The sequence below is a fragment of the Micromonospora sp. CNZ322 genome, from assembly GCF_007827755.1.
The window spans coordinates 23426-35336 of sequence record NZ_VITD01000010.1; the positions used below are offsets into that span (position 1 = coordinate 23426).

Sequence of the window (11911 nt, forward strand, 5' to 3'; positions counted from 1 at the left end):
GCGACGATGAGGTTGGTCAGCCGGCGCGCCCGCGCGCAGTGGCCGTTGCTGGCAGCCCTGCTCGGGGTCGTCACGATCGGCGCGACAGTGCTGGGTACCTGCACCCTGCTGACCACCCGCACCGCCGAGCGGGCGCTGGAGGTCGCCATGGCCCGCGCCGCCCCCGCCGCCGTCGACGTGACCGTCTACACCGGTACCGTCGAGGGCCCGGACACGCCGTCCGTCGCCGCCGACACCCGCACCGTGGTGGCCTCCACGCTCGCACCGTTCCCGGTGACGACAACCGCGCGGGCGTCGACGGTGCTGCGGGCGCTGCCGCCCGCACTCGCCGAGGGCACCACCGTCGGAGCCCAGGCGTACCTGTCGGGGCTGGACGACCTGCCGACCCGAAGCGAGCTGATCACCGGGCGCTGGCCACAGCATCCTGGCGACGCGGTGCTGCTGGAGTCCACCGCACAACTGCTCGGCCTCACCCCCGGTCACCGCGTACGCCTCGGCGCCGAGCTGGCCCACGCGCCCGTCCCGGCCATCGACGTGGTCGTCGTCGGTGTGGTACGCCCGCTGCCGGGGCGCGGCTGGGACCGCGACCCGCTGGCCGCGGCCGGTTCCGCCACCGGCTACCGGGACGGCCGCTTCCAGCAGCCGGTCAACGCCTACGGCCCGTTCCTCGTCGACCTCGCCGACCTGGTCACCACCGGTGCCACAGTCGACCGGCTGGAGGTCACCGCCCATCCGGACCTGTCCCAGAGCAAACGCCACGACCTGGAGACCGTGGCCGCAGCCGTCGACGGCGCCGACGGCCGGCTGGCGGGCACCCTCGGCGACCGCGTCCGGCTCGCACGTGTCGCCTCCGAACTGCCGCTGACCCTGCGGGCCGCCGACGACCAACGGCACGTCACCGCCGCCGTCGTGCTCGCCGTCGCCGTCCTCGGCGGGGTCCTGGCCGCGACGGCACTCGTCCTCGCCGGCCGGCTGACCACTGGCATACGCGCCGACGAGACCGCCGTGCGGTCCGCTCTGGGCACCAGCCGTGGCCAACTCGCCGCCACCGCGACACTCGAGGCCGGGCTCGTCGCCGCCGTCGCCGCCGCGCTCGCGATACCGGCCTCGTCTGCCCTGCACGCTGGCCTGACCCACCTGCCACCGCTGGACGGCGCCGGCCTGACCGTCCGGCCGGCCATCGCCGGTGCCCAGGTCCTCGCGGTCGTCGGCGGCGCGCTGGTGCTCGCCGCTGTCCTCATCGTCCTGGCGATCCGGCCCGTCCCGGCAGCCGGCGACCAGCGCACCCGCCGCGAGCTGCTGGCCCGATCCGGCGGCGACCTGATGCTCGCGGTGTTCGCCGCCGCCGGATGGTGGCAGCTGTACGCCCAGCCCACCGCCGCCAGCCCACGCGCCGACGCGGTCCGGGTGCTCGCGCCGGCGCTACTGCTCACCGCAGGCGCCGCCCTGGCTCTCCGGGTGGTACTGCCCGCCCTTCGCGGCGCCGACCGGCTGGCGTACCGCGCCCACGGGCTGGCGCTTCCGCTGGCGGTCTCCGAGGCCGCCCGCCGGCCACAGGCGGTCGCCGCCGGGCTGCTCGTCGGGCTGGCCTGCGCGGCCGGAACCTTCGGCCTCGCCTTCGACGACACGTGGCACCAGTCGCAGCGCGACCAGGCCGCGCTCGCCGTCGGCACCGACCTGGCACTCACCCTCAGCACGGCGCCGGTGGCCGGCGACGGTGCCATCGTCAGCGCGGCCACCGCGGGGGCCGTGAGTCCGGCCCTCAACCGTGGCACCGCCGTCGGTCAATGGCTCGGTGGCGCCGGCGACGCGCCGCGCCTGGTCGCCGTCGACACCACCCGCGCGGACGCGCTGCTGCGCGGGCGGCTGGACAACGACAGCGGATGGGCGGACGTTGGTGCCACGCTGGCACCACGCACCCGGGTCACCGGCCTCGCCGTTCCGGCTGGCGCCCCGCTCGTCCTGACCGGGACCACCGCCGGCGACACCCCGCTCGCCGTGACGCCCCGGCTGATGCTGCAGGACGCGACCGGCCTCCGCACGTCCTGCACCGGTCCCGCCGTACCGCTCGACGGCCAGCAGTTTCGGCTGCCCGCCTGCGCGACGGCTGACGGGCTGCGCCTCGTCGCGGTCGCCCTGCCGGTCACCGCCGACTCCGTCGGCGGACGCGTCGCCGTAGCCGTCACACTCACCGTGCCGCCCGCCGGGTCGGCGGAAACACCCACTGACGGATCGGGTTGGACCGCCACGTCCGCGCCGCCCGTCCCGAGCAGGTTGAGCGACCCGACCGTCACGGTGTCCGCCACCCCGACGGGAACCGCGCTGCGGATGGCCGCGACCGTCGACCTCGGCGGCGCCGAGGACGCCGCCCGGACCCTCGTCGCCACCGCCTTCCCGGATCCCGGCCCGGTGCCCGTGGCCGTCTCCGCCCGCTTCGCCGGCGAGGTCGGCGCCGAGAGCGGCAGCCGGCTCAGCGTCACTGTCGGCATCACGCCCGTCCCGGTCGTCGTCACCGAGGTCGTACCGGCCGTACCGTCCGCCCCCGGCGCCGTCGCCGTCCTGGCCGACCTGGACACGCTGTCCCGCGCACGTGCCGTCACCGGCGACCTGACGTTCCCGGTCGACGCCTGGTGGGTCGGCCACCCAGCCGGCCCCGGCGCCGGCGAGCGGGCCACCGCCCTGCACCTGGGCACCGTCGCGACCCGCGAGGCGGAGACCGCCCGCCTCACCAGCGGCCCGCTGCGCGCCGGGCTGCCGGCCGCGCTGCGCCTCATCGTCCCGGCCGCGGCCCTGCTGCTGCTCGCCGGCGTCGTCCTGCACGTCACCTGTGACCTCCAGGTCCGCGCCGTCGAGGTGACGCGGCTGCGCGGCCTGGGGATGTCCCGGCGCGGCATCCGGGCCGTGCTGCTCGGCCAGCACGCCGCCGTTCTGCTGCCCCTGCTCGCGGCGGGCGCCGTCGTCGGCGCGCTCGTCACCCGCGTCGCCGCTCCCCTGCTCGTGCGCTCCGAAACCGGCGCCGCGCCCGTCCCGGCCACCGAGGCACACTGGCCGTGGCCGGCCGAGGCCGCACTGCTCGCCGTACTGCTGGCCGGATGCATGCTGGCGGTCGCCGTAGTGGTCACCGTCCAGGTCCGCCGGGCCGACGCCGCACACCTGCGGGTGGCCCCGTGAACCGGTGGCTGACCCGCCGGTGGCCGGCGCTGCACTGGCCCAGCGTCCGCGGCCGTGGCCGTGCCGACGCCGGACCGCTGCTGCTCACCGCGGCCGTCATCGCGGCCGTCGCGCTGCTCGCCGGGGCCGCGCCGGTGCTGCTCCGCGCCGCCGCCGACAAGGCCGTCCAGGACACGGTCCGCCGAGCCGGCAACGACTCGAACGTCCTCGTACGCGCCAACTGGGAACGCGACGACGGGCCGACCGGCGGGAGAGTCCGGATGCCCAGCCTCGCCGAGGACCTCGACAACTTCCGGGCCCGGGCGACATCGGCGCTCGGGCCCGATCTGGACGCCGCGCTACTCCCGCCCCTCGCCGCTGTCAACGGCCCGATCCTCACCATTACCGACGGCAGCGTGCCGCGTACCTTCCAGTTCACCTACCTGGCCGGTGACCTCGGCGGCCCGGACGTGACCTGGGTCGCCGGAAGCCCGCCCGGCCCCGCCGTCTCCGACGAGTACGTCGAGACCCCCTACGACGGACCGCCCTGGCCGGTGCAGGTCGGCCTCTCCGAGGTGGACGCCGCCGCACTCGACCTCGGCCCCGGCGATCGAATCCCGGTCCGGGACGGCCAGGGGCGCGACAAGGACGTCCGGGTCAGCGGGATCTACCGACCCGCGGACAGCGCCGACCCAGCCTGGCGGCTCGCCCCGGCGCTCCTGCGCCCCGTGCCCGGCGCCGACGGCGTGGGGACCACCCGGTTCGCCGGCTTGCTGTCGCGCGAGTCGTTACCGGACGCCCGGCTCGCCGTCGACGAGGATCAACTACGCCGCGCTGTCCACTTCGCACCCGTTCCCGACACGCTCACCTGGGACGCCACCGCGGCGCTCGCCAGCCAGGTGGTCAAGCTCAAGGCGACCTCCGGCTCGTCAGGCGACCGCGAGCAATCCCTGAAGTGGGAATCACAGCTCGACATCGCCTTGCGCGACGCCCGTGCACGGAACAACGCCGCTTCCACACAGGCCGCCGTCCTGCTCGCCGGGGTACTGACCGCCACGGTGCTGGTCCTGCTGCTCGCCGCTGACCTGCTGGTCCGCCGCCGTACCCAGGTGCTGAGCGCCGCCCGGCAGCGTGGGGCTGCGCTACCCGACCTCGGTGCGGAACTGATCATCGAGTCCACAGTGGTGTCCCTGTCGGCCGCCGCCGTCGGGCTCGCGCTCGCGCGCGCCGCCGCTCCGGGCGTCTCCTGGACCTGGGCCGTTCCCGTGGTCCTGGCCGGCGCTCTCGCCGGGCCGGCGTTCGGCACCCTCGCCGCCGCCCGCGCCAGCCGGGACCGGCGCCAACCCGCCAACCCGGCCGCTCGGCGCTGGGTCCGGGCCACCGGCCAGTTGCGCCGCGCCGCAGTGGAGGCCGCCGTCCTGATCGCCGCGGTCGCCGCCTTCGTCACACTGCACCAGCGAGGGCTCCTGCTCGTCGCCTCCGACAGCGACACCGGTGAGCTGACCGGCGACCTCATCCTGCCGGTCAGCGCCCTCGCTCTGGGCGCGCTCGTCGGCGCGCTCGTCCTGCTCCGGCTCCTGCCCCTCGGGGCGCGGTTCGCGCTCCGACAGGCCCTGCGCTCACGCCGCCCGCTGGCCGTGTTCAGTGCCGCCCAGGCGGCCACAACGGCCGGGCGTGCGCTGCCGCTGCTGGTTCTGGTCAGCACCACGGCGCTCGCGTCGTTCGCGCTCATCCTCGGCGCCACCGCCACCCGGGGTGTGACCGACGGCGCCTGGAGCACCGTCGGTGCCGACGCCCGCCTCGACGTCGGCGCCGACGCCGAGGCCGCCACGCCTGCACTCGCCGAGCGCATCGCCGCCGCACCAGGGGTGGAGCAGGTTGTCGTCGCGCAGGTGACCGACTCCGCACGCGTCTTCACCGAGTCGACGCTGCTCACCCCACGCCTGGTCATCGTGGACACCGCAGCGTTCCGGCGCCTGCTGGCCACCACTCCGCTGCCCGACGCGCCGGCGTTGGCCCGGCTCACGGCACCGGGTCCTGGCCCCGGGGAGGTCCCAGCGCTGGTCCGCTCGAGTGACGGCGATCTGCGCACCGGCACGCGACTGCAGCTACCTACGGACGACGCCCCGACGATCCGACTCGCCGCCGTCGGCACCGCTCCCTCCGTCGACGGCGTCAACGACGTCGTCATCGTGGACGCCGCGGCCCTCGCCGACGCCGGGCTGCCCGCCGTTCCGAACACCGTCTGGGTGACCGGCCCCGGCGCGGGGCGGGCCGTGTCGAACACCGGAGTCGCCTCCGACGTCGTGCTGCGTGCGGACGTCCTGCGGGCGCAGCGGGTGGCGCCGCTCACGGCAGGGCTGGTACGGCTGGCGTGGACGGCCGCCGGAGTGCTGCTGGCGCTGGGGTTGCTCGGTCTCGCGCTCGCCGCCGCCGCCGGTGCGTCGCAGCGGTGGCAGACCCTGACCCGGCTGCGGACCCTCGGCCTGCGGCCACGCGACGCCCGCTGGGTCGCCGCCGGAGAGCTGCTGCCGCCGGTAGTGGTCACCGCGGTGTACGGCCCGCTACTCGGGGCCCTGCTCGCACGCCTGACGCTCGGCCCGCTCGACCTGCGGCTGCTCACCGGCCAGGCCGCCGACCCGGCGGCGGTCCTGCCGTGGTGGCTGCTGGGCCTGGTGAGCGTGGCGCTGCTGGCGACGGCCGCCACTGTCGTACCTGTCGAGTCGGCGCTGCGGCGACGCGACCGGCTGAGCGAGGTGCTCCGCGCCGGCGAGTGACCGATGGTCTCTCCGTGCGGGAAGCGGAAACGGCGAGACCCGTTACCGGATATCCGGTAACGGGTCATCTGATCCGCTTGTAGATGGTGGGCGATACTGGGTTTGAACCAGTGACCTCTTCCGTGTCAAGGAAGCGCGCTCCCACTGCGCCAATCGCCCGTGGTGGCCCCGTGGGGCACATCGCGAGCGGACGACGGGATTCGAACCCGCGACCCTCACCTTGGCAAGGTGATGCGCTACCAGCTGCGCTACGTCCGCACGTCCCCGGCAAGCGCCGGCGACAGGTGAACTCTACCCGATGCCAAGATCGCTTGGCACGGCACCCTGACCGGTCGCGGTTGCGCTGGTCCCGGCCGGGGTACTGAAGGGCTCGACAGCGCACCACACCCCCTTAAGGAGGCTGTCGTGGGTATCGGCACCAGCATCTTCCTGATCGCGCTCGGCGCGATCCTCACCTTCGCACTGGACGCGAGCGTCGGCGGCATCAACCTCGACGTGGTCGGCTGGATCCTGATGGGCGCCGGCGTGCTCGGCCTGATCATGACCACGCTGATCTGGGGTCGCCGCCGCCAGGTCGTCACCACCACCGAGCAGCCGGTGGAGTACCGCCAGGTCGAGGAGCGGCGGGACATCGCGCCGCCGCTGTGACCCGGGCCAGCTCCACCGCTGGCGGAGCCGCCAAATCACCGTGATTCCGGGCCGGCCGGCCGTCTCGTCGAAGGCGGCCGGCCCGTCGCACCGCGACCCAGCGGACGACGGGTAGGCATCGCCGCCGGTGAGTGGACCGCCATGCTCCGTTGGTGCCGGCGGCGGAATCAGAACTCGATGATCAACCGGCCGCGTACCCCTCCCGCTTCCAGGAGCTCATGCGCGCGGGCCGCCTCCTGCGGCGGGAACCGGCCGGCGACCCGCAACGTCAGCGCGCCCTCCTCGGCGAGCCGCCGAAGCACGTCGAGCTTGTCGCGGCGCCCGTCGTACTCGTGCACGTACGCGGACACCATGTCGATCCTCCGCTGGTCGGCCTGCGCGCGCAGCACCGGATCGGGCCCGCCGCGCAGCAGCGCCACGGCGCCACCCTCGCGCACCGCGGGCAGCAACGCGCCACCGAGCAACGCGGTGTCGACAGCGGCGTCCACCCCGTCCGGGGCATGCTCCCGGAAGCGGTCGGCGACACCCGGACCTCGGGTCACCGTCACGTCGGCGCCGAGCGCGGCGACCAGGTCGGCGTCACCCGGCGCCGCGTCGGCAAACACCCGGTGACCGGCGGCCTTGGCGAGCTGTACCGCGTACCCGCCGACGGCACCGGCCGCGCCGGTCACCGCGAGGGTGCTGCCGGGCGACAGCCGCAACTGGTCCAGGGCGTGCAGGGCGGTCAACCCGTTCAACGGCAGAGTGGCCGCCTCGGCGAGTGACACGCCCGCCGGAGCGGGCACCACCCAGGCCTCCGGGAGCACTACCCATTCGGCGTACCCGCCGCCGGCCGCCCGGGTCGGGTTGACCATGGCCATCACCGGGTCACCCGGGGCGAGTACGCCACTGGTGCCGGAGCCCACCTCGTCGATCGTGCCGGCGATGTCCTGGCCGGGCAGCAGCGGGTCGCTGCCGCGCAGTCGCACCGGCGTCATACCGGCGCGGATCAGCGTGTCCGCGGGGTTGACCGCCGCGGCGCGCACCCGGATGCGGACCTCGCCCGGGCCGGCGTGCGGCGTCGGAAGCTCGACCACCCGCAGCACCTCGGGCCCGCCGTAGCGCAGCAGTCCGACCGCTCTCATGCTCGACTCCTCATTCGGGTGACGGGCCGCCCGCCGTGTCCGGCGGTCAGTCCAGGCAGGTGAGCGCGACCTCGGCGTACCGCGTCAGCGCCGCCCGGTCCGGGTTGATGGCACCCATCACCCGCAGACCCTGAAGGCTGGTGACAAGGAAGCCGGCCAGGTCGGTGGCGCTGCGGTCGGTGGTGATCTGACCCCGCAACTGCGCCTCGGCGAGCAGGTCGTACAGCGCCAGCTCCAGAGACTGGGTGGTCGAGCGAAGCCGCTCGGCGACACGCACATCCTGGTGCGCCCGTTCCATCGACGCCCCGACGATGAGGCAGGAGAGGTGCCGGCCGTCGCCGGTGATGTCGTCCACCGTGCCGATGAACACCTCACGGATGACCGCCCGCGCGTCGCTGCCCGAGCGCAGCAGATCGACCATCGGTGTGGCGTAGCGCTGCCGGTACAGGTCGAGCACCGCCAGGTAGAGGCCGTCCTTGCTGCCGAACGCCGCGTAGATCGAGCCGCTGCCCAGGCCGGTCGCCTCGGAGAGGTCCCGCATGGAGGTCCCCTCGTAGCCCTTGCTCCGGAACACGTCCATGGCAGCGTCGACCGCGGCGTCGAGGTCGAACTCACGGGTGCGGGCCATGGCTGAACGCTACCCGCTATCTGGAACGATCGACAAAGTACCGCCGGTCACAGTCGCCGATCCCAGCCGTTTCCGCTGGCCGAGAGGCGTGCGGACCCCGCGTTACGATCCAGATCATGGAGCCTCTCGACACGGTGCTGGCCGCGCACCGGGCGTACCTGCTCGGTTGGAACATCGGTGTCGCCGGAGGGCCGGACCTCCCGACCTACCGCAGTGACGTGCCGCACGCACCCCTCAACGGCGTGCTGCGGATGGTCGGGCGCACACCACAGGACGCGCTCACCGAGGCCCGGAAGCGCCTGCACGGCGTACCCCGGATCTGGTGGGTCGGCCCGGACAGCGACGCCGGCACCGCGGACGGCCTGGTCTCCCTCGGCGCGGTGGAGGTCGCCCGCATGCCGATCATGACGGTGGGGATCGGGGCGGTGGCCGAGGTGCCGACTCCCGCCGGCGTGCAGATCGCCGAGACCACCGACCTCGCCACGTTCGTCCCGGCCTATGCCCGGGTGTCCGGAATCCCGACGGACGGTGTGGCGGCGACAATCGAACGGGAGAAGGCGTTCACCGGCGACGGCACCGTGCTCCGGCTGGCCGGCCGCCTCAATGACGGCCGGATCGTCGCGACGGCCGTCGCCTGGATCAGCCACGGTCTGGTCACCCTCTACTTCGTCGGCACCCAGCCGGAGCAGCGCCGCAGGGGCATCGGCGCGGCCATGACCAGGGCTGCCATCGAGCTGGCTGGCGAGCGGGGCGCCGGCACCGCCGCCCTCACCTCGTCGGCCGTCGGCGAGTCGGTCTACCGCGGCCTCGGCTTCCGGCCGGTGGGCGAGTTCCGCCTGTTGACCTTCTGAGAGCGATCGCCCGACCCGGCGAGCCCGAGTGGATCACGGGGTGGCCGCCCGCCGGAAACCATTGACTACGGGGTTCAGACAGCGTTGTCTTTTACTGGCGTCTGGGGAGGTACGACAGTGATCGACGATGTGTCCCTCGTGTTCTGCGTGACCGCCGACGTGTCGGTGCGCGAGCGGATGGTGCGGCGCCTGGACGGACTCGGCACCCTGGTGATCTGCACCGACCTCGCGGAGTTGCAGGCGATGATCGGCGGGCCGGTCATCAGCGGGCCGGCCCGGCTCACCACCCCCACCACCGCGTCCGCCCCCGCTCCAGCCGCTGCCGCAGCCGTTCCAGCCGTCGGCGTGGCCGGCCGGATCAACCTCGGTGACCTCACCATCGACCCGCTCGACCATCGGGTGACGTGGCGCGGAGAACCGCTGGCCCTGACCCGACTCGAGCGCAACCTGCTGACCCAACTCGCCACCGCACCGGTCGGAGTCTGGACGTACCAGAGGCTCTTCGAATCGGTCTGGGGCTGCGCGTTCCTCGGCGACACGTCGGTCCTGCACTCAGCCGTGAAGCGATTACGTCGCAAACTGCACGCCGTCGACGATGCCCTGCGCGTGCACACCGTCCGGGGCATCGGCTACCGGCTCAGCGTCGACTGATGACGTGGCGCCACAAGCGAAACGGCTCGTCACCGGGTCTTCCGGTAACGAGCCGTTCTCCTCTGGTGGGCGATACTGGGTTTGAACCAGTGACCTCTTCCGTGTCAAGGAAGCGCGCTCCCACTGCGCCAATCGCCCGTGCTTGTTGCCGAGGTGGGGACGGGATTTGAACCCGCGTACACGGCTTTGCAGGCCGTTGCCTCGCCTCTCGGCCACCCCACCGAGGTTGCCCCCGTCATACGTGGCGGCAGCTCCGAGCGGACGACGGGATTCGAACCCGCGACCCTCACCTTGGCAAGGTGATGCGCTACCAGCTGCGCTACGTCCGCACGCCCCCGGACGTTCCCGGGTGACGGATGAGAACTTTAGCCGAGTGGGTGTTTGACTGCCAACTCGGGGTCGCCTCGGCGCGTCCCGGGTGGCCGGGGCTGGAGCGGAGTCACCCGCGGCGGGCTTCCTAGGGGGCTGATCCGGTTCCTGGATCCAGCACGGACCGTCACACTCCGACATTCCTCAGCAATGATCGTCATCATCGCGTCGCATGCTCGACCATCGACGTCTGCGGGATTCGACACCGGGCAGCGGACCTCGACGAACACTCCCTGTGGAACGACCGACGACACCCGAAAGAAGTGTCCGGCTTCCGACTGTCACAGCGTGGATCGGCGCGCGGTGGTAACTGTTCGTGTTCAGTCGGATGGGCTACGGTAACGGTCGTGACGAGACGTGCGGCCGAGATCCGCCTGGATGCCCTGCTGCGCACCGCCTGCGACGTGATCGTGGAGCGCGGTCTGGCCAACACCCGGACGGCGGACGTGGCGAATGCCGCGGGCGTGAGTCAGGCGTTGGTTTTCTACCACTTTGCCACCAAGGAGCGGCTGCTCGCACAGGCCTTCGCGTACGCGGTCGAACAGGATCTGGCCCGGCTCGACGCGGTGACCCGCTCGTCGGCCGCACCGCTGACCAAGCTCCGCCGGATCCTCAAGCTCTACACCCCGGCCGGGCGGGCGACCTCCTGGTCGATGTGGATCGACGGCTGGTCCGAGTCGCTACGTACCCCCGAGTTGGAGAAGGTCTCCCGGCGACTCGACCTGCGCTGGCGGCAGGACCTGGCCGCGGTGATCACCGCAGGGGTGGCCGACGGCACCTTCCAGTGCGCCGACCCCGACGGGGCCGCCTGGCGGATCAGCGCGGTGATGGACGGCCTCGCCGTCCAACTCGCCGTGCACGACCGGGTGATCTCCCGCCGCCAGTTCGGCGAGTGGGTCCGGCTGGTCACCTCCCGAGAGCTCGGCCTGGACCCGGCCGACCTGGACTGAGCTGGTCAGCCAGCACCGATCCCCCCACACCGGGCCGGGCAAAACGGGCTCAGTCCGCCCCGTCGACCGGAACAATCGGCAGCATGGATCTCCTGGAGGCGTACCGCCGGAGCCTGGCCGAATTCATCGACCGGGTGGATCAGATCGAGCCCGGCCAGTGGTCCGACCCGACACCCTGCTCGGACTGGGACGTCCGCACGCTCGTCAACCACGTGGTGACCGAGGACCGGTGGAGCGTTCCGCTGCTCGCCGGCCGGACCATCGAGGAGGTCGGCGACCGGCTCGACGGTGACCAACTCGGCGCCGACCCGATCGCGACGGCTCGGGAGGCCGCCGCGCAGGCCGAGGTCGCCGCCACCCACCCCGGCACTGTCGATCGCACAGTGCACCTCTCGAGCGGCGACACCCCGGCCATGGAGTACCTCCAGCAACTCCTCGCCGAACACCTCGTGCACGGCTGGGACGTGGCGGTGGCGATCGGCGCGCAGCCACGGCTCGACCCGGACGCGGTGCACGCCGCCGCCCAGTGGTTCGCCGGCCAGATCGACGCGTACCGGCGCAACAACCTGGTCCACACCGGGGTACAGGTGCCCGACGACGCCGACGAGCAGGACCACCTACTGGCCGCGTTCGGCCGCGACCCCGACTGGGCGCCGAGCGACTGAGCAATCTCGATCTGTTGGCGCGATAGCGGCTCGGGACCTTGCCGCGACCTCGGGAGACTGATATCCACAGATGCGCATGCGTCACAGCGCATCTGTGG

Annotated in this window: 9 protein-coding genes and 5 tRNA genes; 7 read left to right on the forward strand and 7 right to left on the reverse strand. The window is 73.3% G+C overall.

The window, feature by feature from the left end:
- Window positions 1-6: 6 nt before the first annotated feature.
- A complete protein-coding gene (locus tag FB453_RS22505; protein ID WP_145793156.1) occupies window positions 7-3171 on the forward strand; it encodes a permease in 3165 nt (1054 codons plus the stop codon).
- Entirely contained in the window at window positions 3168-5927 is a 2760-nt protein-coding gene (locus tag FB453_RS22510; RefSeq protein WP_145793158.1) for an FtsX-like permease family protein, read from the forward strand. Before FB453_RS22505 ends, FB453_RS22510 begins: the two co-directional genes overlap by 4 nt.
- Before the next feature lie 84 nt (window positions 5928-6011).
- Here FB453_RS22510 and FB453_RS22515 read toward each other — a convergent pair.
- A tRNA-Val gene (locus tag FB453_RS22515) sits at window positions 6012-6086 on the reverse strand.
- Between the two features lie 26 nt (window positions 6087-6112).
- Window positions 6113-6185 (reverse strand) — tRNA-Gly (locus FB453_RS22520).
- A gap of 147 nt (window positions 6186-6332) precedes the next feature.
- Here FB453_RS22520 and FB453_RS22525 point away from each other — a divergent pair.
- A complete protein-coding gene (locus FB453_RS22525; RefSeq protein ID WP_091400768.1) occupies window positions 6333-6575 on the forward strand; it encodes a DUF6458 family protein in 243 nt (80 codons plus the stop codon).
- A 167-nt stretch (window positions 6576-6742) separates the two neighbouring features.
- Here FB453_RS22525 and FB453_RS22530 read toward each other — a convergent pair whose 3' ends face one another.
- A complete protein-coding gene (locus FB453_RS22530; RefSeq protein WP_145793160.1) occupies window positions 6743-7699 on the reverse strand; it encodes an NADP-dependent oxidoreductase in 957 nt (318 codons plus the stop codon).
- 46 nt (window positions 7700-7745) lie between these two features.
- Window positions 7746-8327 (reverse strand): TetR/AcrR family transcriptional regulator, encoded by a 582-nt coding sequence (locus tag FB453_RS22535; protein WP_145793162.1) that lies wholly within the window; start codon window positions 8325-8327, stop codon window positions 7746-7748.
- Window positions 8328-8443: 116 nt separating this feature from the next.
- On the opposite strand from FB453_RS22535, the gene FB453_RS22540 reads away from it, so the two are divergent.
- Window positions 8444-9178, forward strand: a complete 735-nt coding sequence (locus FB453_RS22540; protein ID WP_145793164.1) for a GNAT family N-acetyltransferase — start codon at window positions 8444-8446, stop codon at window positions 9176-9178.
- Window positions 9179-9355: 177 nt separating this feature from the next.
- Window positions 9356-9829 carry a winged helix-turn-helix domain-containing protein gene (locus FB453_RS22545; protein ID WP_145793454.1) on the forward strand — a complete coding sequence of 158 codons (474 nt, stop codon included), beginning with the start codon at window positions 9356-9358 and terminating at the stop codon, window positions 9827-9829.
- Between the two features lie 63 nt (window positions 9830-9892).
- Here FB453_RS22545 and FB453_RS22550 read toward each other — a convergent pair.
- The 3 genes from FB453_RS22550 to FB453_RS22560 form a co-directional block, all read right to left on the reverse strand.
- Window positions 9893-9967, reverse strand: a tRNA-Val gene (locus tag FB453_RS22550).
- A 13-nt stretch (window positions 9968-9980) separates the two neighbouring features.
- Window positions 9981-10051 (reverse strand) — tRNA-Cys (locus FB453_RS22555).
- Between the two features lie 34 nt (window positions 10052-10085).
- A tRNA-Gly gene (locus FB453_RS22560) sits at window positions 10086-10158 on the reverse strand.
- A 387-nt stretch (window positions 10159-10545) separates the two neighbouring features.
- Between FB453_RS22560 and FB453_RS22565 the strand changes: the two genes are divergently transcribed.
- Window positions 10546-11148: a TetR/AcrR family transcriptional regulator gene (locus tag FB453_RS22565; RefSeq protein ID WP_091400759.1), complete on the forward strand. Its 603-nt coding sequence runs from the start codon at window positions 10546-10548 to the stop codon at window positions 11146-11148.
- An 83-nt stretch (window positions 11149-11231) separates the two neighbouring features.
- Window positions 11232-11813: a TIGR03086 family metal-binding protein gene (locus FB453_RS22570; protein WP_145793167.1), complete on the forward strand. Its 582-nt coding sequence runs from the start codon at window positions 11232-11234 to the stop codon at window positions 11811-11813.
- The last annotated feature ends 98 nt before the right edge of the window (window positions 11814-11911 follow it).

Excerpts from the sequence above, each read along its gene's own strand:
- FB453_RS22530 (WP_145793160.1), bottom strand. The coding sequence starts at position 7,699 with ATGAGAGCGGTCGGACTGCTGCGCTACGGCGGGCCCGAGGTGCTGCGG.
- FB453_RS22545 (WP_145793454.1), top strand. The coding sequence starts at position 9,356 with ATGGTGCGGCGCCTGGACGGACTCGGCACCCTGGTGATCTGCACCGAC.
- FB453_RS22540 (WP_145793164.1), top strand. The coding sequence starts at position 8,444 with ATGGAGCCTCTCGACACGGTGCTGGCCGCGCACCGGGCGTACCTGCTC.
- FB453_RS22505 (WP_145793156.1), top strand. The coding sequence starts at position 7 with ATGAGGTTGGTCAGCCGGCGCGCCCGCGCGCAGTGGCCGTTGCTGGCA.
- FB453_RS22570 (WP_145793167.1), top strand. The coding sequence starts at position 11,232 with ATGGATCTCCTGGAGGCGTACCGCCGGAGCCTGGCCGAATTCATCGAC.
- FB453_RS22535 (WP_145793162.1), bottom strand. The coding sequence starts at position 8,327 with ATGGCCCGCACCCGTGAGTTCGACCTCGACGCCGCGGTCGACGCTGCC.